Origin of the sequence: Streptococcus sp. GP0011, from assembly GCF_030546305.1 — a bacterium.
Lineage (GTDB): Bacteria > Bacillota > Bacilli > Lactobacillales > Streptococcaceae > Streptococcus.
Map to the genome: position 1 here is coordinate 79,776 of NZ_JAUONR010000003.1, position 26,438 is coordinate 106,213.

General features: G+C 42.5%; 22 protein-coding genes. All 22 read left to right on the forward strand.

The features are described from left to right. Nucleotides 1-10 precede the first annotated feature (10 nt). The 22 genes from der to Q4443_RS04725 all read left to right on the forward strand — a co-directional run bounded on the left by der (nt 11) and on the right by Q4443_RS04725 (nt 26,266). Complete coding sequence (gene der / locus Q4443_RS04620) at nt 11-1,321, forward strand: ribosome biogenesis GTPase Der (protein ID WP_049519021.1); 1,311 nt, start codon at nt 11-13, stop codon at nt 1,319-1,321. Nucleotides 1,322-1,548: 227 nt separating this feature from the next. Further along, nucleotides 1,549-2,394, forward strand: a complete 846-nt coding sequence (locus tag Q4443_RS04625; RefSeq protein ID WP_049519020.1) for a YgcG family protein — start codon at nt 1,549-1,551, stop codon at nt 2,392-2,394. A 160-nt stretch (nt 2,395-2,554) separates the two neighbouring features. After that, entirely contained in the window at nt 2,555-3,151 is a 597-nt protein-coding gene (locus Q4443_RS04630) for a LemA family protein (RefSeq protein WP_049519019.1), read from the forward strand. A 132-nt stretch (nt 3,152-3,283) separates the two neighbouring features. Continuing rightward, nucleotides 3,284-3,574: a hypothetical protein gene (locus Q4443_RS04635; protein WP_000415958.1), complete on the forward strand. Its 291-nt coding sequence runs from the start codon at nt 3,284-3,286 to the stop codon at nt 3,572-3,574. 143 nt (nt 3,575-3,717) lie between these two features. Further along, nucleotides 3,718-4,473: a DNA alkylation repair protein gene (locus tag Q4443_RS04640; RefSeq protein ID WP_049519018.1), complete on the forward strand. Its 756-nt coding sequence runs from the start codon at nt 3,718-3,720 to the stop codon at nt 4,471-4,473. Between the two features lie 130 nt (nt 4,474-4,603). After that, nucleotides 4,604-7,117, forward strand: a complete 2,514-nt coding sequence (secA, locus tag Q4443_RS04645) for a preprotein translocase subunit SecA (protein ID WP_001284115.1) — start codon at nt 4,604-4,606, stop codon at nt 7,115-7,117. 79 nt (nt 7,118-7,196) lie between these two features. After that, nucleotides 7,197-8,228, forward strand: coding sequence for a 3-deoxy-7-phosphoheptulonate synthase (locus Q4443_RS04650; RefSeq protein ID WP_000231306.1), 1,032 nt, complete (start codon nt 7,197-7,199; stop codon nt 8,226-8,228). A gap of 1 nt (nt 8,229) precedes the next feature. Then, nucleotides 8,230-9,261, forward strand: coding sequence for a 3-deoxy-7-phosphoheptulonate synthase (locus tag Q4443_RS04655; protein ID WP_000864031.1), 1,032 nt, complete (start codon nt 8,230-8,232; stop codon nt 9,259-9,261). A 44-nt stretch (nt 9,262-9,305) separates the two neighbouring features. Beyond that, complete coding sequence (gene acpS, locus Q4443_RS04660; protein ID WP_008293557.1) at nt 9,306-9,668, forward strand: holo-ACP synthase; 363 nt, start codon at nt 9,306-9,308, stop codon at nt 9,666-9,668. Beyond that, nucleotides 9,658-10,761, forward strand: coding sequence for an alanine racemase (alr, locus tag Q4443_RS04665; RefSeq protein ID WP_303408031.1), 1,104 nt, complete (start codon nt 9,658-9,660; stop codon nt 10,759-10,761). The genes acpS and alr overlap by 11 nt, the downstream gene beginning before the upstream one ends. Before the next feature lie 17 nt (nt 10,762-10,778). Further along, the gene (gene recG / locus Q4443_RS04670; protein WP_049519016.1) at nt 10,779-12,794 is read left to right on the forward strand and encodes an ATP-dependent DNA helicase RecG; all 2,016 of its coding nucleotides are present in this window, start codon (nt 10,779-10,781) and stop codon (nt 12,792-12,794) included. Nucleotides 12,795-13,104: 310 nt separating this feature from the next. Further along, complete coding sequence (locus Q4443_RS04675) at nt 13,105-13,587, forward strand: thioesterase family protein (protein ID WP_049519015.1); 483 nt, start codon at nt 13,105-13,107, stop codon at nt 13,585-13,587. Between the two features lie 158 nt (nt 13,588-13,745). Continuing rightward, a complete protein-coding gene (locus Q4443_RS04680; RefSeq protein WP_049519014.1) occupies nt 13,746-14,726 on the forward strand; it encodes an acetylxylan esterase in 981 nt (326 codons plus the stop codon). Between the two features lie 335 nt (nt 14,727-15,061). Continuing rightward, nucleotides 15,062-18,454, forward strand: coding sequence for an SIALI-17 repeat-containing surface protein (locus tag Q4443_RS04685; RefSeq protein WP_303408032.1), 3,393 nt, complete (start codon nt 15,062-15,064; stop codon nt 18,452-18,454). A gap of 233 nt (nt 18,455-18,687) precedes the next feature. After that, complete coding sequence (locus Q4443_RS04690) at nt 18,688-19,386, forward strand: N-acetylmannosamine-6-phosphate 2-epimerase (protein WP_001135645.1); 699 nt, start codon at nt 18,688-18,690, stop codon at nt 19,384-19,386. Between the two features lie 113 nt (nt 19,387-19,499). Further along, entirely contained in the window at nt 19,500-20,828 is a 1,329-nt protein-coding gene (locus tag Q4443_RS04695) for an ABC transporter substrate-binding protein (RefSeq protein WP_049505648.1), read from the forward strand. Between the two features lie 219 nt (nt 20,829-21,047). Continuing rightward, nucleotides 21,048-21,914 (forward strand): carbohydrate ABC transporter permease, encoded by an 867-nt coding sequence (locus tag Q4443_RS04700; protein ID WP_161800720.1) that lies wholly within the window; start codon nt 21,048-21,050, stop codon nt 21,912-21,914. A 15-nt stretch (nt 21,915-21,929) separates the two neighbouring features. Then, a complete protein-coding gene (locus Q4443_RS04705) occupies nt 21,930-22,769 on the forward strand; it encodes a carbohydrate ABC transporter permease (protein WP_001192118.1) in 840 nt (279 codons plus the stop codon). 389 nt (nt 22,770-23,158) lie between these two features. Then, on the forward strand, nt 23,159-23,611 hold the full coding sequence (locus Q4443_RS04710; RefSeq protein WP_061865648.1) for a YhcH/YjgK/YiaL family protein: 453 nt from the start codon (nt 23,159-23,161) through the stop codon (nt 23,609-23,611). Nucleotides 23,612-23,631: 20 nt separating this feature from the next. Next, entirely contained in the window at nt 23,632-24,276 is a 645-nt protein-coding gene (locus Q4443_RS04715) for a YesL family protein (protein WP_084873407.1), read from the forward strand. A gap of 170 nt (nt 24,277-24,446) precedes the next feature. Then, nucleotides 24,447-25,364, forward strand: coding sequence for a dihydrodipicolinate synthase family protein (locus tag Q4443_RS04720; RefSeq protein ID WP_049519010.1), 918 nt, complete (start codon nt 24,447-24,449; stop codon nt 25,362-25,364). Nucleotides 25,365-25,381: 17 nt separating this feature from the next. Next, complete coding sequence (locus Q4443_RS04725; protein ID WP_049519009.1) at nt 25,382-26,266, forward strand: ROK family protein; 885 nt, start codon at nt 25,382-25,384, stop codon at nt 26,264-26,266. Nucleotides 26,267-26,438 lie beyond the last annotated feature (172 nt).

The window sequence follows — 26,438 nt, forward strand, 5'->3', positions numbered from 1 at the left end:
GTGAGAAAACATGGCCTTACCAACTGTTGCCATTGTAGGGCGTCCCAATGTTGGGAAATCGACCCTCTTTAACCGAATCGCTGGTGAGCGAATCTCAATCGTAGAAGATGTCGAGGGTGTGACACGTGACCGTATCTATGCAACGGGTGAGTGGCTCAACCGTTCTTTCAGTATGATTGATACTGGAGGGATTGACGATGTCGATGCTCCCTTCATGGAGCAAATCAAACACCAGGCAGAAATTGCTATGGAAGAAGCAGATGTCATCGTCTTTGTCGTTTCTGGTAAAGAAGGGATTACAGATGCAGATGAGTACGTAGCTCGCAAACTCTATAAAACCCATAAGCCTGTTATCCTAGCAGTTAACAAGGTTGACAATCCTGAGATGCGAAATGATATCTTTGATTTCTATGCACTAGGCTTAGGTGAACCGTTGCCAATTTCATCTATCCACGGTATTGGTACGGGTGATGTACTGGATGCCATCGTGGAAAATCTACCACATGAAGTCGAAGAAGAAAATCCAGACGTGATTAAATTTAGCTTGATTGGCCGTCCTAACGTTGGAAAATCAAGTTTGATCAACGCTATTTTGGGAGAAGACCGCGTGATTGCTAGTCCAGTAGCTGGAACAACGCGTGACGCCATTGATACCCATTTTACAGATGCTGATGGACAAGAGTTTACCATGATTGATACAGCTGGTATGCGGAAGTCTGGTAAAGTCTATGAAAATACGGAGAAATACTCTGTCATGCGTGCCATGCGTGCCATTGACCGTTCTGACGTGGTCTTGATGGTCCTCAATGCCGAAGAAGGTATTCGTGAGTACGACAAGCGTATCGCAGGTTTTGCCCACGAAGCAGGTAAAGGGATGATCATCGTGGTCAATAAGTGGGATACTCTTGAGAAAGACAACCACACCATGAAGAAATGGGAAGAAGATATCCGTGAGCAATTCCAGTATCTGCCTTATGCGCCGATTGTCTTTGTATCCGCTCTTACCAAGCAACGTCTCCATAAACTGCCTGAGATGATTAAGCAAATCAGTGAAAGCCAAAACACCCGTATCCCATCAGCGGTCTTGAACGATGTGATTATGGATGCCATTGCTATCAATCCAACACCGACAGACAAAGGGAAACGCCTCAAGATTTTCTACGCTACCCAAGTGGCAACCAAGCCACCAACCTTTGTCATCTTTGTCAACGAAGAAGAACTCATGCACTTCTCTTACCTGCGTTTCTTGGAAAATCAAATCCGCAAGGCCTTTGTCTTTGAGGGAACACCGATTCATTTGATTGCAAGAAAACGTAAGTAAGCCTTGCATATTTGCCAAAAAGAATAACATAAAAGAAGACTGGTCTGTCTTCTTTTTTTCTATAAAATAGGAGAAAAAATCCTCTCAAATCGAAGGAAAAATCTGTCATCAAATTTCAATCATTTTCCTAGCTTTTGTAATCTATTTGTAATGAAAATGCACTTTCTTTGTAAAAATCAAAATGCTATAATTCCTTAAATCAATTTTCCTTTACCAGGGAGGTTATTATGAAAAAAGGCAGATTATTTAAACATAGTTTGTTGGTTCGATTGCTTGGGTTGCTGATGGTCTTTCTCTTCTTGTCAGCATTTACAGCACCTGAAAAACCTGAGTACGGGATCTATGACCCGGATCACTATCTTACGGATGAGACTATAAGTCAGATTCGGGAATTGAATAATGTAAATAGTAAAAAATCAGAAAAATTCCAGATGGGTGTTTACGTTGTGAAAAGCCTAGATGGAGAAACAATCGAGACTGTAGCCAATGAAACAGCTAGGGCTTGGAAGATTGGCTATTCGGGAGATAATCACGGTGTCTTGATTGTGGTCGCTGTTGAGGATAGAAAATCACGGATTGAAACCAGTAATAATGTGGCCAGTAAGATCACTGACTATCAGACCAATAGATTTTTGAAAACAGCACGACCTTACTTTCAAAAGGGAGACTACAGCAATGGAGTTCTTTCTATAGCAAACAATCTCAACTACATGTTTTATAGTGGATCGAGTACAACTGCTTCAAGTTCTAAAAGTAGTTACGACTATACCACCAACTCTAGTCGCTTAAGGGAACTTGAAAGGTATGCTGGTGAGAGGAGTTCTTCGAGACGTCATCGAAAAAGCAGTTCGAGCGACGGAGTTATCGTATTTGGAGTTCTCATTTACTTCATCGTGATGATTATCGGATTTCTATTTGGTGGTCGTGGTTCACGTGGAGATGATTCTGGCGGTGGCTGGTGGGGCGGTGACTCATCAGACTCAGGTTCCTCTTGGTCTGATTCGGGCTCCGATTCATCTGGAGGTTGGGACGGCGGTGGCTTCGATGGCGGTGGTTCGTCTGATGACTGGTGAGTGATCATATATTGTTCAAACCGATTTCTCCATGCAATAAGGTGACTCCTTTGCAACAGTTCACTCCTTAATTAATAATAAAAACAAAGTTTGGGAAATTGATTTAAAATCTGAGTGTTTTCTCAGAAAAGTTGATAAAAGAAAGTGTTAAGGTTTTGATATGAAACAACATAAAGTAATTCTCTCAATAGTGGCGATCTTCTTTGGACTACTAGTTCTGGGAAGTTGTTCCGCAGTGACGACCTATAATGGTCTGGTTGGTGAACAGACTAAAGTGGAGCAGGCTCAGGCCGATGTCTCGACAGCCCTCCAACGTCGTTCGGACTTGATTGGTAACTTGGTAGAGTCTGTTAAAGGACAAATGAATCATGAAACCGAAGTCTTTACCAAGATTGCTGATGCTAGAGCTAAAATCGGTAGTAGCTCAGTAACTTCGGAAGAAAACCAAAAGGCTCAGGGAGAATTGAGCTCTGCTCTTTCCCGCTTGATTTCCTTGACGGAGAATTATCCAGAACTCAAGAGCAATCAAAATGTTGAGCAACTAATGGTCGAACTTTCAGGAAGTGAAAATCGTATCTTTGTAGCACGCAAGGATTATAATAAAGTCGCAGCCGAGTACAATCAAAAGTTGAGAAGTTTTCCAACCGTGCTTTTTGCGAATATGATGAACTTTAAAGAAGCTGAAACCTTTAAAGAAACAGAAGAAGCCAAGACAGTTCCTAAGGTCGATTTTGGAACATCTTCATCAAGTCAATAAAGTGAATCAGCCTATGAATAAAGGAATTTCTCTAGCATGACTAGTGATTTTAAACTCAAACCTGGAAAGCTTTTTCCAGGTTTTTTTGGTATAATAAAAGGGAAGAGACAGTGACTGAAATGGAGGTTTGCTATGGAGAAAACAAAAGCCTTTCTTGAAGCGCACTACAAGAGATATATTCTTACGATTTGCCTTCTCTGGTTCCTCATGTTTTTCCTTCCTTGGGATTGGCAAATAGGAGGAGTTTCAGTATATTATTTCGTTATGAAAAAACTCTTTGTGGTTTTTGGAGTTTTATCTATCCTATACTCTGTGCTGATTAAAAAAATCAGTCTTCTCATCTTTGGCATCATCTTTTGCTTGGCCTTCTGGATCAATCTCTTTTGGTATTTTGGGATATTGCCTGTATTCTTGGGAAATTAAACATTAAGAAATGAAGGACTAGACTAGCTTCTAGTCCTTTTTTCTTCCTTGTTAAAATAGTTGGAGATATGAAAATGATTTTGTTGACGAGCTATCTGTATGATATAATAGCTTCCGTAAACAGAAGATTAAGGAATTTAAAAATGGCGAAAAAAGTAAAAGATTATTATGACTTGGCTTATGCTAGGGATTTGAGTCGACGGTTGAAAGAAGCGTCCCCTGCATTTGATGGACAAAAGTTTAGGTTGTTGGTAGAAAAAGACTTGGAAGAGTTGGAGTTTAGCCAGCGTCAAGAACTCTTGGCTAAAAGTATCAAAGATTGTCTTCCCCTATCTTATCAGGACTCTCTCAAGGTTTTTGAGAAAATTTTGGGTCCCGAGTTGGAGGGTGGTTTAGGTATGTTCTCAGAAGGATATTGGCTTTGGCCAATCGGAAAATATGTAGAGCTATATGGGGACAAGGAATTTGAATTGAGCGCGGCCTTTAGTAAGGAACTAACCAAGCGATTTACTGGAGAATTTTCTATGAGGCCCTTGCTAGCTCGCTATCCTAAAGCTACAATGACTTTGCTGTTAGAATGGAGTCAGGATGAAAATTTGCGCGTTCGCAGACTTGCCAGCGAATGTATGCGTATCCGTCTGCCTTGGGCTAAGAGACAAACCGTGGTATTGGATTATTTTGAGGATTTCACCACTATTCTGACCAATCTAAAGGATGATAGAGACAAGTCCATTCAAAAAAGCGTAGCCAATAATCTAAATGATTTATACAAGGAAGATCCTGATAAGTTTGAAAGGATTCTTCAAACTTGGCAAAAGGAGGAGCTGAGTCCAAGTTGTGCTTGGATCATCAAGCATGCATCTCGAACAAAAAACAAAAAGGTAGCCACAGAAGATTGATGCAAAAAAAACTGAATTTCAGCTGGCCTTTTCCGTTGTAAATTAAGGATTCTTTCTTGAAAAATAATGGTAAATATGCTAAAATTAAAAGAACATTCTAAAATATTCAGAATAAAAAGTAAGGAAAATCATGGCTAATATTTTAAAAACGATTATTGAAAATGATAAAGGAGAACTTCGTCGTCTGGAAAAGATGGCTGATAAGGTTCTTAACTATGAGAGCCAAATGGCTGCAATGTCAGACGAAGAACTAAAAGCGAAAACTGACGAATTTAAAGAGCGATACAATAAGGGTGAATCACTTGATTCATTGCTATATGAGGCTTTTGCGGTAGTACGTGAAGCAGCAAAACGTGTCCTCGGGCTTTTCCCTTATAAGGTTCAGGTAATGGGGGGAATCGTTCTTCACCATGGTGACGTTCCAGAGATGCGTACGGGTGAAGGGAAGACCTTGACAGCGACTATGCCAGTGTACCTCAATGCCCTTGCAGGTAAAGGGGTTCACGTAGTTACAGTCAACGAATACCTAACAGAACGTGACGCGACTGAAATGGGTGAATTGTACTCATGGCTCGGTTTGTCAGTAGGGATTAACTTGGCAGCCAAATCTCCAATGGAGAAAAAAGAGGCATACCTTTGCGATATTACCTACTCAACCAACTCAGAGATTGGTTTCGACTACCTTCGTGACAACATGGTCGTTCGTGCAGAAAACATGGTGCAACGTCCACTCAATTATGCCTTGGTCGATGAGGTTGACTCAATTTTGATCGACGAAGCTCGTACACCATTGATCGTTTCAGGTGCCAACGCAGTTGAAACAAGCCAACTCTACCATATGGCAGACCACTTCGTGAAATCCTTGGACAAAGACGACTATATCATTGACGTTCAGTCTAAGACGATCGGTTTGTCAGATTCTGGTATTGACAAGGCTGAAAGCTACTTCAAACTAGAAAATCTCTACGACATTGAAAATGTAGCTCTTACTCACTTTATCGACAATGCCCTCCGTGCCAACTATATCATGATTCTCGATATCGACTATGTGGTTAGTGAAGAGCAGGAAATCTTGATCGTTGACCAATTTACAGGTCGTACCATGGAAGGTCGTCGTTACTCTGATGGTTTGCACCAAGCGATTGAAGCAAAAGAAGGTGTGCCAATCCAAGATGAGACTAAGACTTCAGCTTCTATTACCTACCAAAACCTCTTCCGTATGTATAAGAAATTGGCAGGTATGACAGGTACTGGTAAAACAGAAGAAGAAGAATTTCGCGAAATTTACAACATTCGTGTTATCCCAATCCCAACCAACCGTCCAATTCAACGTATCGACCACTCAGACCTTCTCTATGCAAGTCTGGATGCGAAATTTAAGGCTGTAGTTGAAGATGTAAAAGCTCGTTACCAAAAAGGTCAGCCGGTCTTGGTAGGTACAGTTGCCGTTGAAACGAGTGATTTCCTTTCTAAGAAATTAGTAGCAGCAGGTGTTCCTCACGAAGTCTTGAATGCGAAGAACCACTATAGAGAAGCTCAAATTATCATGAACGCTGGTCAACGTGGTGCGGTTACTATTGCAACCAACATGGCCGGTCGTGGTACCGACATTAAGCTTGGTGAAGGGGTTCGCGAACTTGGTGGACTCTGTGTCATTGGTACAGAGCGCCACGAAAGTCGCCGTATTGATAACCAGCTTCGTGGGCGTTCAGGACGTCAAGGAGACCCAGGTGAGTCACAATTCTACTTGTCTCTTGAAGATGATTTGATGAAACGTTTCGGTTCAGAACGTTTGAAAGGTGTCTTTGAACGACTCAACATGTCTGACGAAGCCATCGAATCTCGCATGTTAACGCGTCAAGTTGAAGCAGCTCAAAAACGTGTCGAAGGAAACAACTACGACACTCGTAAACAAGTCCTTCAATATGACGACGTTATGCGTGAACAACGTGAGATTATCTATGCACAACGTTATGATGTCATTACTGCAGATCGTGACTTGGCACCAGAAATCCATGCTATGATTCGTCGTACCATTGGACGTATCGTGGATGCACATGCTCGTTCTAAGGAAGATGAAAAATTGGAAGCAATCCTGAACTTCGCTAAGTATAACTTGCTTCCAGAAGATTCAATTAGCCGTTCAGACCTTGCAGGTCTGTCAGACCAAGCTATCAAAGATGAACTTTTCCAACGTGCCTTGAAAGTCTATGACAGCCAAGTTGCTAAGCTTCGTGACGAAGATGCAGTGAAAGAATTCCAAAAAGTCTTGATTCTACGTGTTGTAGACAACAAGTGGACAGACCATATCGATGCTCTTGACCAGTTGCGAAATGCTGTTGGTCTTCGTGGATATGCTCAAAATAACCCTGTTGTAGAATATCAAGCAGAAGGTTTCCGCATGTTTAACGACATGATTGGATCGATTGAATTCGATGTGACCCGCTTGATGATGAAAGCACAAATCCATGAACAAGAACGTCCGCAAACTGAACACAATATCAGTACAACTGCGACTCGTAATATCGCAGCGCAGCAGGCAAGCCTTCCAGAAGATTTGGACTTGAGCCAAATCGGACGAAATGACCAATGCCCATGTGGATCAGGTAAGAAATTCAAGAACTGTCATGGTAAGAGACAATAATATGAGATAAGATACAGGCGGATACCTGGTAAAAATCATTTTTTGCTTGGTGTCCGTTTGCTTTATAAGGAGATGAATCATGGTATTTAAAGCTAAAAGTCCTAAAATTAACATTGAAGAAGTTCGCGCCTTGTCTAAATTAGAAGGAGCGGCTCTTGCGAGAAAAAATCAACGTGACCAGGAATTGGAAGCCATCATCCGTGGGGAAGACCAGCGTATTCTCTTGGTGATTGGACCATGTTCATCTGATAACGAAGAGGCGGTTCTCGAGTATGCCAAGCGTCTATCTGCTTTGCAAGAAGAGGTCAAAGACCGTATTTTTATGGTCATGCGTGTCTATACAGCTAAACCTCGTACCAATGGAGATGGCTATAAGGGCTTGATTCATCAACCAAATGCGACAGAAGCTCCTAGCTTGATTAATGGAATCAAGGCTGTTCGCCAACTGCACTACCGTGTGATTACCGAGACGGGTATGACAACAGCGGATGAGATGCTTTATCCTGAAAATCTTCCGCTGGTGGATGATTTGATTTCTTATATGGCTGTTGGAGCTCGTTCTGTAGAGGATCAACAGCACCGTTTTGTAGCGAGTGGAGCAGATTTTTCAACAGGATTTAAAAATCCCACATCTGGAAATCTCAATGTTATGTTTAACGGGATTTACGCAGCGCAAAATAAACAGAGTTTCCTCTTCCTCGGTAAAGAGGTGGAAACAACAGGGAATCCATTGTCCCACGCCATTCTTCGCGGTGCCTTGAATGAATACGGGAAAAATATTCCTAACTACTACTATGACAATTTGATGGATACTATTGCCCAGTATGAAAAGATGGGCTTGGAAAATCCATTTATCATCATCGATACCAATCATGACAATTCAGGTAAGCAATATATGGATCAAATCCGTATCGTTCGTCAGACCTTGATCAACCGTGACTGGAATGAGAAGATCAAAAAATATGTTCGTGGTTTTATGATTGAGTCCTATCTAGAAGATGGACGTCAAAATGAACCAGAAGTTTTTGGTAAGTCCATTACAGATCCGTGTCTCGGATGGGACAACACAGAAGCACTTGTTCGCGAAATTTACCAAACGCTAGGAGAGTAAGATGGCATTTATCGAAAAAGGTCAAGAAATTGATATTGAAGCAATCAAGGCTGCGACCCAGTTGTCACCTGAAGCCTTGCGAAAGAAAGAAGCCCGCGATAGAGAGTTGGCAGCCATCATCTCGGGTGAGGACGACCGAATCCTTTTGGTGATGGGACCTTGCTCTTCAGACAATGAGGAAGCAGTGCTTGAATATGCTCGTCGCTTAGCAGACTTGCAGAAAAAAGTTGCAGATAAAATCTTTATCGTGATGCGTGTCTATACGGCTAAACCTCGTACTAATGGAGATGGCTATAAAGGCATGATTCATCAACCAAATACCAGCGAAGCGCCTAGTCTCATCAATGGTTTGCAGGCTGTTCGTCAGCTTCACTATCGTGTGATTACGGAGACGGGATTGACAACAGCTGATGAGATGCTTTATCCGTCAAATCTCGTTTTGGTTGATGACCTGGTCAGCTACCATGCTGTAGGGGCTCGTTCAGTGGAAGACCAAGAACACCGCTTTGTAGCGTCTGGTATTGATGCTCCGGTTGGGATGAAAAATCCAACATCTGGGAACCTTGGGGTCATGTTTAATGCCATCTATGCGGCTCAAAACAAGCAAACCTTCCTTTACCATGGCCAAGAAGTGGAAACTTCAGGAAATCCTTTGGCCCACGTTATCCTTCGTGGTGCCATGAACGAATATGGTAAAAATGAACCCAATTTCTACTATGAAACCCTCTTAAATGCCATCAATCGCTATGAGACTATGGGACTTGAAAATCCCTTCATTATCATCGATACCAATCATGACAATTCAGGCAAGCAGTATATGGAACAAGTTCGCATTGTTCGTCAAGCCTTGCTGAATCGTGACTGGAATGAAAAGATTAAAAAGACGGTTCGAGGCTTTATGATCGAATCTTACCTAGCAGACGGTCGCCAAAACCAACCAGAGGTCTTTGGCTGCTCCATAACTGACCCTTGTCTAGGTTGGGAAAATACAGTAGCCTTGGTAGAAGAAATTTATACCACCTTAACAAAATAAGTGAAAAGGATGGAGTTGGGGGAATCTCAGCTCCTTTTATGAGTATGATAGTTGGACACGGAATTGACATCGAAGAATTGGCTTCGATAGAAAACGCAGTTACACGACGTGAGGGCTTTGCTAAACGCGTGCTGACCCCTAAAGAATTGGAGCGTTTTACCAGTCTCAAAGGGCGCAGGCAGATCGAATACTTGGCAGGCCGCTGGTCGGCTAAGGAGGCCTTTTCCAAGGCTATGGGGACAGGAATTGGCAAACTGACCTTTCAGGATTTGGAAGTTTTGAACAATGAACGAGGCGCGCCTTATTTTAGTCAGGCACCATTTTCAGGAAAGATTTGGCTATCTATCAGCCATACAGATCAGTTTGTGACAGCCAGTGTCATTTTGGAGGAAAATCATGAAAGCTAGTCCACATAGACCAACCAAGGCTCTGATTCATCTGGGAGCTATTCGACAAAATATTCAGCAAATGGGGGCTCATATCCCTGAAAGAACGCTCAAGTGGGCAGTGGTCAAGGCCAATGCCTATGGTCATGGGGCTGTTGCCGTTGCGATGGCGATTCAGGACGATGTTGATGGATTTTGTGTTTCCAATATTGATGAAGCCATCGAACTTCGTCAGGCTGGACTCAGCAAGAAAATTCTCATCTTAGGAGTTTCTGAGCTAGAAGCTGTTTCTCTTGCTAAAGAATACGACATCACCTTGACAGTGGCTGGGCTGGAGTGGATTCAAGCGCTCTTAGCTAGGGAGACAGATTTATCTGGCTTAACTGTCCACCTCAAGATTGACTCAGGGATGGGACGGATTGGTTTTCGAGATTCCAGTGAGGCAGAGCAGGCTCAAGCCTTGCTCCAACAACACGGCGCTCGTGTTGAGGGGATTTTTACCCACTTTGCTACTGCAGATGAAGAATCAGATGACTATTTTAATGCCCAGTTAGAATGCTTTAAAACTATTTTGGCAAGTATGAAGGAAGTTCCAGAGCTGGTTCATGCCAGCAACTCAGCAACGACCCTCTGGCATGCTGAGACTATTTTCAATGCAGTCCGTATGGGAGATGCCATGTATGGTCTCAATCCTAGTGGAGAGGTCTTGGACTTACCCTATGATTTGACACCAGCCTTGAGTTTGGAGTCTGCCCTTGTTCATGTCAAGACAGTTCCAGCTGGAGCTTGCATGGGCTATGGAGCAACCTATCAGGCGGATAGTGAGCAAGTCATTGCGGCCGTGCCAATCGGCTATGCGGATGGTTGGACACGAGATATGCAAAATTTCACTGTCTTGGTAGATGGCCAAGCTTGCCCAATCGTCGGACGAGTTTCTATGGACCAAATCACCATTCGTTTGCCTAAGGTTTACCCGCTAGGAACAAAAGTCACCTTAATTGGCTCCGATGGTGACCAGGAAATCACAGCAACTCAGGTAGCGACCTACCGTGGAACCATTAACTATGAGGTGGTTTGCCTCCTCAGCGACCGCATTCCGAGAGAATATTATTAAAAAGAAAGGAGTAGAGCATGAATCTACACCAACCCTTGCATGTCTTGCCTGGTGTGGGACCAAAGTCAGCAGAGAAATACGCCAAACTAGGGATTGAAAACTTGCAAGACCTCTTGCTCTACTTTCCTTTCCGTTACGAAGACTTCAAGACCAAGCAGGTCCTGGAATTGGAAGATGGGGAGAAGGCGGTTCTGTCTGGTCAAGTCGTGACCCCTGCTAGTGTCCAGTATTATGGTTTCAAGCGCAATCGCCTGCGTTTTAGCCTCAAGCAGGGAGAGGTCGTTTTTGCGGTGAATTTTTTTAACCAGCCCTATCTGGCTGATAAGATAGAGTTGGGTGCAACTCTTGCTGTCTTTGGGAAATGGGACCGTGCCAAGGCCAGTCTGACTGGGATGAAGGTTCTGGCTCAGGTGGAAGATGACCTCCAACCTGTTTATCGTCTGGCTCAGGGAATCAGTCAGGCCAGTCTGGTTAAGGTCATCAAGACAGCTTTTGATCAGGGACTGGACCTCTTGATAGAGGAAAATCTTCCCCAGTCTTTGCTGGACAAATACAAACTCATGTCCCGTTGTCAGGCAGTTCGTGCTATGCATTTTCCAAAGGATTTGGCAGAATACAAGCAGGCCCTTCGCCGTATCAAGTTTGAGGAACTCTTTTATTTTCAGATGCAGTTGCAGACGCTCAAGTCTGAAAATAGAGTTCAAGGAAGCGGTCTGGTTCTGGAATGGTCTCAGGAAAAAGTGGAGGCTGTTAAAACAAGCCTGCCTTTTGCCCTGACCCAAGCTCAGGAAAAAAGTTTGCAGGAAATTTTGACCGACATGAAGTCCGACCACCACATGAATCGTCTCCTGCAAGGAGATGTGGGGAGCGGAAAAACGGTAGTCGCTGGCTTAGCCATGTTTGCGGCGGTGACAGCAGGCTACCAGGCTGCTCTCATGGTACCGACTGAAATCCTAGCAGAGCAGCACTTTGAGAGTTTACAGAACCTTTTTCCAGACTTGAAACTCGCTCTCTTGACAGGTTCCTTAAAAGCTGCAGAAAAAAGAGAAGTTTTAGAGACCATTGCCAAGGGTGAGGCTGACTTTATTATCGGAACCCACGCTCTGATACAGGATGGGGTTGATTATGCTCGTCTTGGTTTGATTATCATCGATGAGCAGCACCGTTTTGGTGTGGGCCAAAGGCGTATTTTACGGGAAAAAGGGGACAATCCTGACGTTCTCATGATGACGGCGACGCCCATTCCACGAACCTTGGCTATCACAGCCTTTGGAGATATGGATGTTTCCATTATTGACCAGATGCCAGCAGGGCGGAAGCCGATTGTGACGCGCTGGATTAAGCATGAGCAGCTGCCTCAGGTCTTGACTTGGTTAGAGGGGGAAATTCAAAAAGGTTCTCAAGCCTATGTCATTTCTCCCTTGATTGAGGAATCTGAAGCTCTGGATCTGAAAAATGCCATTGCCTTATCAGAAGAGTTGACGGCTCATTTTACTGGTAAGGCAGAAGTGGCTCTTCTACATGGTAAGATGAAGAGTGACGAAAAAGACCAGATCATGCAGGAGTTCAAAGAGAGAAAAACGGATATTCTGGTTTCGACGACGGTTATCGAGGTTGGGGTTAATGTTCCCAATGCGACCGTCATGATTATCATGGATGCCGATCGCTTCGGCCTCAGCCAGCTTCACCAGCTCAGAGGTCGTGTTGGTCGGGGGGACAAGCAGTCCTATGCTGTTCTTGTGGCTAATCCCAAGACGGACTCTGGGAAGGACCGCATGCGCATCATGACAGAAACCACCAATGGATTTGTCCTTGCGGAGGAAGATTTGAAAATGCGTGGTTCTGGTGAGATTTTTGGAACCAGACAGTCAGGACTTCCAGAGTTTCAAGTGGCTGATATTATCGAAGATTTTCCAATTTTAGAAGAAGCCAGGAAGGTTGCCAGCTACATTAGTTCAATAGAAGGATGGCGAGATGATCCGGAGTGGCGGATGATTGCTCTCCACCTAGAAAAAAGAGAACATCTGGATTAAGCCTTTTCTAAGAAATCTATAAGCTAGCTTTTAGGTTTGGGTCTTATACTAGAGTTATCAAAAAGAAACGAGGACTCTCACATGACTATTAAAGTAACCTACCAAAAGAAATTTCAGACTTTCAAACTAGAGAAAGGAGCTAGCACCTATTGATAAATAGAGAGCGGAAACGCTCTTTTTATTTTTATAAAATGGTCGGCTATAAATCAAACTTAGTCGAGTGATAAAAAGATATTAGTCTCCAAGCCTATTTACTCTTTGACTGAAGCTTGATATAATTGCCCCATCTGAGTAAAGAGGAGTGAAAAGAATGTTAGAAAGAAGAACGATTGCTATCCAAGATAGGTATGGAGAACGATTTCAGCATTGTTGGGGATGTGGTCCCAAGAATGATTTAGGCTTACATTTAAAAACCTATCCAAGTATAGATGGAAAGAGTTGTATTAGTCGGATAAAGCTTGAAAATGCTTATACTGGTGGAGTTCCATCAAATGTCTTTGGAGGAATGATAGCGACTATTTTTGATTGCCATGGCACGGCCTCAGCAGCTTGGTTTGCCCATCACCAAAAAGGGTTGGAACTGACGGAATCAACTGTGATAGGACGTTTTATTACAGCTCGCTTGGAGATTGATTACCTTAGTCCTAGTCCAATTGAAGATGAAATTGTGGTTACTTCTACTCTGGAGGAATTAGGGGAAAGAAAAGCAATTATTGCTATGGAGATGACAGTGGCTACTAAAGTCCGTGCCAAAGCCAAAATGGTAGCAGTTGCTGTGAAGGATCATATGTAAAACGGAAGATTAGAAGGTTAAGATTTTAAAACTACTTTCAGACGCTCTGTTTGAGGAAAGAGAATCTAAAATCACTTTCTATTTAGCATTCTTTCTTGCATTGCTTTCCCAGATATGCTAGAGTTGTGATAGCGATTACAAAATAGAAGGAGCATGCTATGAAAAATCCAGCTTTGTTAGAAGAAATCAAGACCTATCTAGGACGGGATGAGGTTCCTGAAGATTTTGATGCTTTCTGGGATGAGGAACTCAAAAAAGTTTCATCTCTTCCTGCCTACCAGTTGGAAGAAAGAGATTTCCACATTCCCCAAGTCAAGTGCAATGAGCTCACTTTTGAAGGAACCAATGAAGGCAAGGTCTATGCACGGGTCGTCCTTCCAAAGAGTGATGAGAAAGTTCCTCTAATTTTCCATTTCCATGGCTATATGGGACGTGGTTGGGACTGGACCGACATGCTGGCCTATACTGTGGCTGGTTACGGTGTTGTTTCTATGGATGTTCGAGGCCAATCGGGCTATTCGCAAGACGGCTCGCGCTCTCCACTAGGAAATACGGTTAAGGGACATATCATCCGTGGTGCTGTGGAAGGTCGGGAGCATCTCTTTTATAAGGATGTCTATCTGGATATTTACCAGTTGATCGAAATTGTTGCTAGTCTGCCACAGGTAGATGAGGAAAGACTTTCTAGCTATGGTGCCTCACAAGGAGGAGCTTTAGCCCTGGTTGCAGCAGCGCTCAATCCTCGGATTCAGAAAACAGTTGCCATCTATCCTTTCTTGTCAGACTTTAGACGGGTGCTTGAGATTGGCAATACTAGTGAGGCCTATGACGAACTCTTCCGTTATTTCAAGTTCCACGATCCTTTCCATGAAACAGAGGAGGAAATCATGGCGACCCTTGCCTATATCGATGTGAAAAATCTTGCCCATCGTATCAAAGGAGAGGTCAAGATGATTACGGGCTTGGATGACGATGTTTGCTATCCTATTACCCAGTTTGCGATTTACAACCGCCTAACTTGCGACAAGGCCTATCGCATCATGCCAGAGTATGCTCACGAAGCCATGAATGTTTTTGTCAATGACCAAGTCTATAACTGGCTCTGTGGCAGTGAGATTCCTTTTAAGTACGTAAGATAATGAATGAGAGAGCCCAGGAGCTCTCTTTTTATGTCCAAAACCTGAAAGTACTTTTAGAAAATTTAAAATATTAAAATATTCTTAAAAGTAAAATCTATTCTGTGGGAACACAGATATAAATATAAGACTTTATTGTATAATAAAGGAAAAGTCACTTGTGAAAGGAGGAAAAAGGCTGCCGGGTGGTTAAAAACTCGGGCTCAGCAGAAAATGGGAGAGGATTGGGAGCTCTCATTAAGTTGGATACTTTCTTGTAAAACTTGTCTCTTGAGAGACAATAAAAATTTTCAAAGAAAAAGAAAGCGCTTTATTTTATGAAAAATGAAAGGACAAACATGAATTACAAATCTTTACATCGGAAACAGCGATACGGAATTCGAAAATTTGCAGTTGGGGCGGCATCTGTAGTGATTGGTACAGTAGTATTTGGAGCAAATCCAGTCTTAGCTCAAGAGCAAGCCAATGCAGCAGGGGCCAATACAGAAACTGTCGAGCCTGGTCAAGGTTTATCAGAATTGCCAAAAGAAGCGTCCTCGGGAGATCTTGCTCATTTGGATAAAGATTTGGCTGGTAAATTGGCAGCAGCTCAAGACAACGGCGTTGAGGTGGACCAAGACCATTTGAAAAAAAATGAGAGTGCAGAGTCAGAAACCCCATCCTCTACGGAAACCCCTGCAGAAGAAGCAAATAAGGAAGAGGAATCAGAGGATCAGGGTGCTATTCCTCGTGACTATTACTCAAGAGATTTAAAAAATGCTAATCCTGTCCTTGAAAAAGAAGATGTTGAAACCAATGCAGCAAATGGTCAGAGAGTTGATTTATCAAATGAACTAGACAAACTAAAGCAACTAAAAAATGCTACAGTTCACATGGAGTTCAAACCAGATGCATCAGCTCCACGCTTTTACAATCTCTTCTCTGTATCCAGTGACACCAAGGAAAATGAGTACTTTACTATTTCGGTCCTTGATAATACAGCTCTTATTGAAGGGCGTGGCGCTAACGGGGAGCAGTTCTATGATAAGTATACAGATGCTCCTTTGAAAGTTCGCCCTGGACAATGGAATTCAGTGACCTTTACTGTTGAACAACCGACAACGGAGTTACCTCATGGTCGAGTTCGTCTCTATGTGAACGGTGTCTTATCCCGTACAAGTCTCAAATCTGGTAACTTCATTAAAGATATGCCAGATGTTAATCAAGCTCAACTTGGAGCAACCAAACGGGGCAATAAAACAGTTTGGGCATCAAACCTACAAGTTCGAAACCTAACTGTTTATGATCGTGCTTTAAGCCCAGATGAAGTTCAAACACGGAGTCAATTATTTGAAAGAGGTGAATTGGAACAGAAACTTCCTGAGGGAGCAAAAGTCACTGAGAAAGAAGACGTCTTTGAAGGTGGTAGGAACAATCAACCAAATAAAGATGGTATCAAGAGTTATCGTATCCCAGCTCTTCTCAAGACAGATAAAGGAACGCTGATTGCAGGAACGGATGAAAGACGTTTGCACCATTCTGACTGGGGAGATATTGGAATGGTTGTTCGTCGCAGCTCAGATAATGGAAAAACATGGGGAGACCGAATCGTAATCTCAAATCCTCGTGACAATGAGCATGCTAAACATGCAGATTGGCCATCTCCAGTCAATATTGATATGGCCTTGGTGCAAGACCCTGAAACAAAGAGAATTTTTGCAATTTATGACATGTTCCTTGAAAGTAAGGCAGTATTTTCTCTGCCAGGGCAAGCTCCGAAAGCTTATGAACAGGTGGGAGATAAAGTTTATCAAGTTTTATATAAGCAAGGAGAATCAGGTCGCTATACGATTCGAGAAAACGGAGAGGTTTTCGACCCTCAAAATAGAAAGACAGATTATCGTGTTGTCGTTGACCCTAAAAAACCAGCCTACAGCGATAAGGGAGATTTGTATAAAGGGAATGAGCTAATCGGAAATATTTATTTTGAATATAGCGAAAAGAATATTTTTAGAGTTTCCAATACCAACTACCTATGGATGTCCTACAGTGATGACGATGGGAAGACTTGGTCTGCACCAAAAGATATTACACATGGGATTCGGAAAGATTGGATGCACTTCCTAGGAACTGGACCTGGTACGGGGATTGCCTTGCGTACAGGACCTCATAAGGGAAGACTGGTGATTCCAGTTTATACAACAAACAACGTTTCCTACCTAAGTGGTTCACAATCATCTCGTGTAATTTATTCAGATGATCATGGTGAAACATGGCAAGCAGGGGAAGCAGTTAATGATAACCGCCCAATAGGCAACCAAACCATTCACTCTTCAACCATGAATAATCCAGGTGCCCAAAATACGGAGTCGACTGTTGTTCAGTTGAATAATGGGGATCTCAAGCTCTTTATGCGTGGGTTGACTGGTGATCTTCAGGTTGCGACCAGTCATGATGGAGGAGCAACGTGGGATAAGGAAATCAAACGATATCCTCAAGTAAAAGACGTTTATGTTCAAATGTCCGCAATTCACACCATGCATGAAGGAAAGGAATACATTCTACTCAGCAATGCTGGTGGTCCTGGACGAAACAATGGTTTGGTTCACCTAGCTCGTGTTGAGGAGAATGGTGAGTTGACATGGCTGAAACACAATCCTATACAAAGTGGTAAGTTTGCTTACAACTCACTCCAAGAACTCGGAAATGGCGAATATGGTTTGCTTTATGAGCATGCGGATGGCAATCAAAACGATTATACTTTATCCTATAAGAAATTCAACTGGGATTTCTTAAGCAAAGACAGAATTTCTCCTAAAGAAGCAAAAGTAAAATATGCTATCCAAAAATGGCCAGGCATCATTGCCATGGAGTTCGATTCGGAAGTATTGGTAAACAAGGCTCCGACCCTTCAATTGGCAAATGGCAAGACAGCAACCTTTATGACTCAGTACGATACAAAAACTCTCTTATTCACAATAGACCCAGAGGATATGGGTCAAAGGATTACAGGTCTAGCTGAGGGTGCAATTGAAAGCATGCACAATTTACCAGTTTCTTTAGCTGGCTCTAAACTAAGCGATGGTATTAATGGCAGTGAAGCTGCTATCCATGAGGTTCCAGAGTTCACAGGTAGTGTTAATGCTGAGGAAGCCCCAGTGGCAGAGATACCAGAGTACACTGGACCAATGGCAACAGTAGGTGAAGAACCAGCTCCTACAGTAGAAAAAACCGAATTCACTGGTGGAGTCAATGCTGAGGAAGCCCCAGTGGCAGAGATGCCAGAGTACACCGGTCCATTATCAACAGTAGGCGAAGAACCAGCGCCAACGGTTGAAAAGCCTGAATTTACAGGTGGGGTCAACGCTGTTGAGGCAGCAGTCCATGAACTTCCAGAGTTCAAGGGTGGTGTCAATGCAGTTCTAGCAGCCTCAAACGAACTTCCGGAATATAGAGGAGGTGCTAACTTTGTCTTGGCAGCTTCAAATGACCTGCCAGAGTATAAGGGAGGTGTCAATGGCGCTGAGGCAGCAGTCCATGAAGTGCCAGAGTACAAGGGAGACACCAATCTAGTATTAGTAGCTGCAGACAACAAACTGTCTCTAGGCCAAGATGTGACCTATCAAGCGCCAGCCGCTAAACAAGATGAACTTCCAAATACAGGAAGCAAGGAAACAAGCTCACTGATTTCCCTTGGTCTTGCAGGTGTTCTTTTATCCTTGTTTGCATTTGGCAAGAAGAGAAAAGAATAATAAGTAAAAGCTATTTGACTAGGTATCGGAAGAGATAGCAGGTTTTTCAGCCTGCTATCTTTCTTTATTAAATTTAGGTTGATTCGAAATCATAAGAGGTCTGAAACTACTTTCAGGATAGTCTGTTCTATAAAATAGTTTTGAAACTGAAATCTATTCTACTACAAGCTATTGAAAGCGCTTAACAAATGATATATAATAAGCCCATAAGAACAAGAAAGGGAGGAAAGGGGATGCCACAGATCAGCAAAGAAGCCTTGATTGAACAGATCAAAGATGGAATCATTGTCTCTTGCCAGGCACTTCCTCACGAACCGCTTTATACAGAAGCGGGAGGAGTCATTCCCTTGCTAGTCAAAGCGGCTGAGCAAGGTGGAGCAGTCGGTATCCGAGCAAACAGTGTTCGTGATATCAAGGAGATTAAGGAGGTTACGAAACTCCCGATTATCGGGATCATCAAACGTGACTATCCGCCACAGGAGCCATTCATTACAGCGACTATGAAAGAAGTTGATGAGTTGGCTGAACTAGACATTGAGGTCATTGCTCTGGATTGCACCAAACGTGAACGTTACGACGGTTTGGAAATTCAAGACTTTATCCGACAAGTCAAAGAAAAGTATCCACATCAACTCTTAATGGCTGATACCAGTACTTTTGAAGAGGGTATAGCAGCAGTTGAAGCCGGAATTGATTTTGTTGGAACAACCCTATCAGGTTACACCTCTTATAGTCCGAAAGTGGATGGTCCAGACTTTGAACTGATCAAAAAACTGTGTGAAGCAGGTGTGGATGTCATCGCTGAAGGGAAAATTCATACACCAGAACAAGCTAAGCAAATCCTTGAGTATGGGGTGCGAGGTATCGTTGTTGGTGGAGCTATTACTAGACCAAAAGAGATTACGGAACGCTTTGTTGCCGGTCTTAAATAACACAATCTCAAAAAAGAGGAGAGTGGTCGATGCGTCGGAGAAAATGAAAACGTATACAAATATAAAGAACTCATTATCCAATATGGATACGCTTATAAATTAGGAGAATACAGATGAAATTTAGAAAACTAGCTTGTACAGTACTTGCAGGTGCTGCGATTCTTGGCCTTGCTGCTTGTGGTAACTCTGGTGGAAGCAAAGATGCTGCAAATTCTGGTAGCGATAGCGGAAAAACAGAAATCACTTGGTGGGCATTCCCAGTCTTCACACAAGAAAAAACTGGTGACGGTGTTGGAACTTATGAAAAATCAATCATCGAAGCTTTTGAAAAAGCAAATCCAGATGTAAAAGTGAAATTGGAAACCATCGACTTCAAGTCAGGTCCAGAAAAGATCACAACAGCTATCGAAGCGGGAACAGCGCCAGACGTACTCTTTGACGCACCAGGACGTATCATCCAATACGGTAAAAATGGTAAATTGGCTGAGTTGAACGACCTCTTCACAGACGAATTTGTCAAAGATGTGAACAACGAAAATATCGTACAAGCAAGTAAGGCTGGAGACAAAGCTTACATGTATCCAATCAGTTCAGCTCCATTCTACATGGCTATGAACAAGAAAATGTTGGAAGATGCTGGAGTTGCAAACCTTGTAAAAGAAGGTTGGACAACTGATGACTTTGAAAAAGTTTTGAAAGCGCTTAAAGATAAAGGCTACACTCCAGGTTCATTGTTCAGTTCTGGTCAAGGGGGAGACCAAGGAACACGTGCCTTCATTGCAAACCTTTATGGCGGTTCTGTAACAGACAAAGACGTAACCAAATATACAACAGACGATCCTAAATTCGTCAAAGGTCTTGAAAAAGCTGCTAGCTGGATTAAAGACGGTCTATTGAACAACGGTTCACAATTTGACGGTGGAGCAGATATCCAAAACTTTGCCAACGGTCAAACTTCATACACAATCCTTTGGGCACCAGCTCAAAACGGTATCCAAGCGAAACTCTTGGAAGCAAGTAAGGTAGACGTGGTAGAAGTACCATTCCCATCAGACTCTGGTAAACCATCTCTTGAATACCTTGTAAACGGATTTGCAGTATTTAATAACAAAGACGATAAGAAAATCGCAGCTGCTAAGAAATTCGTTCAATTCATCGCAGATGACAAAGAATGGGGTCCTAAAGACGTAGTTCGTACAGGTGCCTTCCCAGTTCGTACTTCATTTGGCAAACTTTATGAAGACAAACGTATGGAAACAATCAGTGGCTGGACTAAATACTACTCACCATACTACAACACTATCGATGGATTTGCTGAAATGAGAACACTTTGGTTCCCAATGTTGCAATCTGTATCAAATGGTGACGAAAAACCAGCGGATGCTTTGAAAGCCTTCACTGAAAAAGCTAACGAAACAATTAAAAAAGCTACAAAACAATAAGCACTAAGTCAGATTGATTCCCCCCTTTTCCCTGTGCACTATGGTGTAAGAAAAGGGGGACTTTTGTTTGAAATGGTAGGAACTGTCACGAAATTAAAATGAAGTTCTTACATAAGCGAATCTTAAAAAATTTCATTTTGGTTTTAAAACAGTTCAAGAAAATCAAAAACTATTCTATTTGAAAGAGAGGTGCCGACTGTGAAAGTCAATAAAATTCGTATGCGGGAAACAGTGATTTCCTACGCTTTCCTAGCACCAGTGTTATTCTTCTTTGTCATCTTTGTCTTGGCTCCTATGATTATGGGATTCATTACAAGTTTCTTTAACTACTCCATGACTAAATTTGAGTTTGTAGGCTTTGACAACTACATTCGCATGTTTAAAGACCCTGTCTTTATGAAGTCTTTGATCAATACCGTTATCCTGGTTATTGGATCTGTTCCGATTGTGGTTCTCTTCTCGCTCTTTGTAGCATCTCAAACCTATCATCAAAATGCTATTGCTCGTTCTTTCTATCGTTTCGTCTTCTTCCTACCGGTTGTAACAGGTAGTGTTGCCGTAACGGTTGTATGGAAATGGATCTATGACCCTCTATCAGGAATTTTGAACTTTGTCCTTAAGTCAAGCCATGTCATCAGCCAAAACATTTCTTGGCTGGGTGACAAAAACTGGGCTTTGCTAGCGATTATGATCATCCTTTTGACAACATCTGTTGGTCAACCGATTATCCTTTATATCGCTGCTATGGGAAATATTGACAACTCACTAGTTGAAGCAGCGCGTGTTGACGGTGCGACTGAATTCCAAGTCTTCTGGAAGATTAAATGGCCTAGCCTTCTTCCAACAACTCTTTACATCGCGATTATTACGACTATCAACTCATTCCAATGTTTCGCCTTGATTCAGCTCTTGACTTCTGGTGGTCCAAACTACTCAACAAGTACCTTGATGTACTACCTTTACGAAAAAGCCTTCCAATTGACAGAATACGGCTATGCAAATACCATCGGTGTCTTCTTGGCAGTGATGATTGCCATTGTCAGCTTTGCTCAATTCAAGATCCTCGGAAACGACGTAGAATACTAAAGAAAGGAGACAGCTATGCAATCTACACAAAAGAAACCCTTAACAGCTTTCACTGTTATTTCAACGATTATCTTGCTCTTGTTGACCGTGCTGTTCATCTTTCCATTCTACTGGATTTTGACAGGGGCCTTCAAATCACAACCGGATACCATTATGATTCCGCCACAGTGGTTCCCTAAAGCTCCAACAATGGAAAACTTCCAACAACTCATGGTGCAAAACCCTGCCATGCAGTGGATGTGGAACTCTGTATTTATTTCATTAGTAACTATGTTCTTGGTTTGTGCAACCTCTTCTCTAGCAGGTTATGTATTGGCTAAAAAACGTTTCTATGGTCAGCGCATTCTTTTTGCAGTCTTTATCGCTGCCATGGCTCTTCCAAAACAAGTTGTCCTTGTACCATTGGTACGTATCGTCAACTTCATGGGAATTCACGATACTCTTTGGGCAGTTATCCTGCCTTTGATTGGATGGCCATTCGGGGTCTTCCTCATGAAACAGTTCAGTGAAAATATTCCAACAGAGTTGCTTGAATCAGCTAAAATCGACGGTTGTGGTGAAATTCGTACCTTCTGGAGCGTAGCCTTCCCTATCGTGAAACCAGGATTTGCAGCCCTTGCAATCTTTACCTTCATCAATACTTGGAACGACTACTTCATGCAGTTGGTTATGTTGACTTCACGTCAAAACTTGACCATCTCACTCGGGGTTGCGACCATGCAGGCCGAAATGGCAACCAACTATGGGTTGATCATGGCAGGTGCAGCTCTTGCAGCCGTGCCAATCGTAACCGTCTTCCTTGTCTTCCAAAAATCCTTCACTCAAGGTATAACTATGGGAGCGGTCAAAGGTTAAGAAAAGTAAATTAGTGTATCAAGATTGCAGAAGTGGTCTTGACATGCCATGGAAATATAGAGTTATAAGTGTCTACAAAATGGAGAGTATGCAGTTACTTCGTGAAGTTTTGTCAGACACTTATAAACTTAAGAATGAACTCTTTTCATGATGCTAGATAGAGTAGGTTCGTTTTAGGGTAACTATTTCCCGCTTTAGTGGTATCTAAGATAAGCAATTAACGCTTATCTTAGACGGAATTTTTGAGACTGACGATGAAGGAGTGAAAGGCTCAAAAATTAGGAATGAAATTCCGAAGGAATTTGCTTCCGTCCGCACTGTTACAGGGAAATAGAGGAAGGATAATTCGGAACTGAAAACTAGTAACTATCAGAAACGAAGGAAACAGTATGATTTTTGACGATTTGAAAAACATCGCCTTTTACAAAGGGATTCATCCCAATCTAGAAAAGGCTATCGACTATCTCTATCAGCACCGTAAGGATTCTTTCGAACTCGGTAAGTATGAGATTGACGGGGACAAGGTCTTTCTAGTTGTTCAGGAAAATGTCCTCAATCAAGCTGAAAATGATCAATTTGAGCATCATAAGAACTATGCAGACTTGCATTTGCTGGTAGAAGGACATGAATACTCGAGCTACGGTTCACGTATCAAAGACGAGGCAGTAGCATTCGACGAAGCGAGCGACATTGGCTTTGTCCATTGTCATGAAAAATACCCACTTTTGTTGGGCTATCACAATTTTGCGATTTTCTTCCCAGGAGAACCTCACCAGCCAAATGGCTACGCAGGGATGGAAGAAAAGGTTCGCAAATATCTCTTTAAAATTTTGATTGATTAAAAGAATCAGGAGGAGCAAACATGGCACAAAAAGGAGTAAGCCTTATCAAGGCAGCATTTGATACAGATAATTTTCTCATGCGTTTCAGTGAGAAGGTCTTGGATATCGTGACAGTCAATCTTCTTTTTGTCGTCTCTTGTTTGCCCATCGTAACGATTGGAGTGGCGAAAATCAGCCTCTATGAAACCATGTTTGAGATTAAGAGAAGCAGACGGGTACCAGTATTTAGAACTTATCTAAGAGCCTTCAAGCAAAATCTGAAACTGGGGCTTCAGTTAGGTCTGTTAGAGTTAGGCATTGTGTCATTAAGCCTTCTAGATCTCTATCTCTTCTGGGGTCAGACAGCTTTGCCTTTCCAGGTTGTGAAAGCTATTTGTTTGGGGATTCTCATCTTCCTCACTCTCGTGATGTTGGCTAGTTATCCCATCGCTGCGCGCTATGATTTGTCTTGGAAAGAAGTGCTGCAAAAAGGGCTTATCTTGGCAAGTTTTAACTTTCCATGGTTCTTCCTCATGTTAGCCATTCTATTTCTCATAGTGATGGTTCTTTATCTATCCGCCTTCACTCTCCTTTTGGGTGGGTCAGCTTTTATCCTCTTTGGTTTTGGTTTGCTGGTCTTTCTCCAAGCAGGATTGATGGAGAAAATCTTCGCCAAATACCAGTAGGATGGCTTGTTTCTGAAACTACTTTCAATCGTTACAGTTTTTAAAATACAAGTAGAAACTAAAATCTAAGTGTATACAAGATATTGAAAGCGATTTTCACAAGGTGTATACTAAACTTGTAAAAAATAGAACTGCTCTCAGCAGAAAAAAGAAATCTTAGGAGAAAATCTATGTCAGATTTGAAAAAATACGAAGGTGTCATTCCAGCCTTCTACGCATGTTATGATGATCAAGGAGAAGTCAGTCCAGAGCGTACGCGTGCCTTGGTTCAATACTTCATTGATAAGGGAGTTCAAGGTCTCTATGTCAACGGTTCTTCTGGTGAATGTATCTACCAAAGTGTGGCAGACCGCAAATTGATTTTGGAAGAAGTCATGGCAGTTGCCAAAGGGAAATTGACCATTATCGCTCACGTAGCTTGCAACAATACCAAAGATAGTATGGAGCTTGCTCGCCATGCGGAAAGCTTGGGAGTAGATGCTATCGCAACAATCCCACCTATTTACTTCCGTTTGCCTGAGTACTCAGTTGCCAAATACTGGAATGATATCAGTGCTGCAGCTCCAAACACAGACTACGTGATTTATAACATTCCTCAATTGGCAGGAGTTGCTTTGACTCCAAGTCTTTATACTGAAATGTTGAAAAATCCTCGTGTTATCGGTGTTAAGAACTCTTCTATGCCAGTTCAAGATATCCAAACCTTTGTCAGCCTTGGTGGAGAAGACCACATCGTATTCAATGGTCCAGATGAACAGTTCCTAGGTGGTCACCTCATGGGTGCTAAGGCTGGTATCGGTGGTACTTATGGTGCGATGCCAGAACTCTTCTTGAAACTCAATGAGTTGATTGCTGAGAAAGATTTGGAAACAGCGCGTGAATTGCAATACGCTATCAATGCAATCATTGGCAAGCTCACTTCTGCACATGGAAATATGTACGGTGTGATCAAAGAAGTCTTGAAGATCAATGAAGGACTTAACATTGGATCAGTTCGTTCACCATTGACGCCAGTGACTGAAGAAGATCGACCAGTTGTAGAAGCAGCTGCAGCCTTGATTCGTGAAACCAAGGAGCGCTTCCTCTAATTCATAAGGAGGTATTTATGACACACTACGTTGCAATTGATATCGGTGGAACCAACATCAAATATGGTTTGATTGACCAAGAAGGCCAACTTGTTGAATCGCATGAAATGCCAACCGAGGCGCATAAGGGTGGACCTCATATCTTACAAAAGACAAAAGATATCGTAGCCAGCTATTTAGAAAAAGGCCCAGTAGCAGGTGTTGCCATTTCTTCTGCAGGAATGGTGGATCCAGATAAGGGTGAGATTTTCTATGCTGGTCCTCAGATTCCCAACTATACAGGAACCCAGTTCAAGAAGGAAATCGAGACGAGTTTTGCGATTCCTTGTGAGATTGAAAATGATGTCAACTGTGCAGGTCTGGCTGAGGCAGTATCTGGTTCAGGCAAGGGAGCGAGTGTCACACTTTGCTTGACCATTGGAACAGGTATCGGTGGTTGCTTGATTATGGATGGGAAGGTTTTCCATGGATTTAGCAATTCGGCCTGCGAAGTCGGTTACATGCACATGCAGGATGGAGCTTTTCAGGATCTTGCTTCTACGACAGCCTTGGTAGAATATGTAGCAACAGCTCATGGCGATCCAGTTGATCAGTGGAATGGCCGACGCATTTTCAAGGAAGCTACTGAAGGAAACAAGATTTGTATGGCTGGTATTGACCGCATGGTAGACTATTTAGGAAAAGGTCTGGCAAATATTTGCTACGTTGCCAATCCAGAAGTGCTCATTCTCGGTGGCGGGATCATGGGGCAAGAGGCTATCCTCAAACCGAAGATCCGCACAGCCTTGAAGGCGGCCTTGGTGCCAAGCCTAGCTGAAAAAACACGATTGGAATTTGCCCATCACCAAAACACAGCAGGAATGTTGGGAGCCTATTATCATTTCAAAACAAAACAATCCTAGTTTGGAACTATAGAATTAAGAAAAACACTTAATCACTACTTGAGTGAAAACTGTTTTGCTTAATTCTTTTTTTATTGAAAAATTTAAGCCAAAGGAGGTAATCGTGAGAAACTAGGAGAAAATAAGCATCTTGTATGAAAGGTTGAAGCGAGAGCAATTCTATCATCAAATT

Bases quoted from the DNA above. Each gene is read 5' to 3' on its own strand.
- alr (WP_303408031.1), top strand. From the start codon at position 9,658: ATGAAAGCTAGTCCACATAGACCAACCAAGGCTCTGATTCATCTGGGA.
- secA (WP_001284115.1), top strand. From the start codon at position 4,604: ATGGCTAATATTTTAAAAACGATTATTGAAAATGATAAAGGAGAACTT.
- Q4443_RS04720 (WP_049519010.1), top strand. From the start codon at position 24,447: ATGTCAGATTTGAAAAAATACGAAGGTGTCATTCCAGCCTTCTACGCA.
- Q4443_RS04725 (WP_049519009.1), top strand. From the start codon at position 25,382: ATGACACACTACGTTGCAATTGATATCGGTGGAACCAACATCAAATAT.
- Q4443_RS04625 (WP_049519020.1), top strand. From the start codon at position 1,549: ATGAAAAAAGGCAGATTATTTAAACATAGTTTGTTGGTTCGATTGCTT.
- Q4443_RS04685 (WP_303408032.1), top strand. From the start codon at position 15,062: ATGAATTACAAATCTTTACATCGGAAACAGCGATACGGAATTCGAAAA.
- Q4443_RS04695 (WP_049505648.1), top strand. From the start codon at position 19,500: ATGAAATTTAGAAAACTAGCTTGTACAGTACTTGCAGGTGCTGCGATT.
- Q4443_RS04715 (WP_084873407.1), top strand. From the start codon at position 23,632: ATGGCACAAAAAGGAGTAAGCCTTATCAAGGCAGCATTTGATACAGAT.
- Q4443_RS04640 (WP_049519018.1), top strand. From the start codon at position 3,718: ATGGCGAAAAAAGTAAAAGATTATTATGACTTGGCTTATGCTAGGGAT.
- Q4443_RS04655 (WP_000864031.1), top strand. From the start codon at position 8,230: ATGGCATTTATCGAAAAAGGTCAAGAAATTGATATTGAAGCAATCAAG.
- recG (WP_049519016.1), top strand. From the start codon at position 10,779: ATGAATCTACACCAACCCTTGCATGTCTTGCCTGGTGTGGGACCAAAG.
- Q4443_RS04630 (WP_049519019.1), top strand. From the start codon at position 2,555: ATGAAACAACATAAAGTAATTCTCTCAATAGTGGCGATCTTCTTTGGA.
- Q4443_RS04700 (WP_161800720.1), top strand. From the start codon at position 21,048: ATGCGGGAAACAGTGATTTCCTACGCTTTCCTAGCACCAGTGTTATTC.
- Q4443_RS04680 (WP_049519014.1), top strand. From the start codon at position 13,746: ATGAAAAATCCAGCTTTGTTAGAAGAAATCAAGACCTATCTAGGACGG.
- Q4443_RS04675 (WP_049519015.1), top strand. From the start codon at position 13,105: ATGTTAGAAAGAAGAACGATTGCTATCCAAGATAGGTATGGAGAACGA.
- Q4443_RS04710 (WP_061865648.1), top strand. From the start codon at position 23,159: ATGATTTTTGACGATTTGAAAAACATCGCCTTTTACAAAGGGATTCAT.
- Q4443_RS04650 (WP_000231306.1), top strand. From the start codon at position 7,197: ATGGTATTTAAAGCTAAAAGTCCTAAAATTAACATTGAAGAAGTTCGC.
- Q4443_RS04705 (WP_001192118.1), top strand. From the start codon at position 21,930: ATGCAATCTACACAAAAGAAACCCTTAACAGCTTTCACTGTTATTTCA.
- Q4443_RS04690 (WP_001135645.1), top strand. From the start codon at position 18,688: ATGCCACAGATCAGCAAAGAAGCCTTGATTGAACAGATCAAAGATGGA.
- Q4443_RS04635 (WP_000415958.1), top strand. From the start codon at position 3,284: ATGGAGAAAACAAAAGCCTTTCTTGAAGCGCACTACAAGAGATATATT.
- acpS (WP_008293557.1), top strand. From the start codon at position 9,306: ATGATAGTTGGACACGGAATTGACATCGAAGAATTGGCTTCGATAGAA.
- der (WP_049519021.1), top strand. From the start codon at position 11: ATGGCCTTACCAACTGTTGCCATTGTAGGGCGTCCCAATGTTGGGAAA.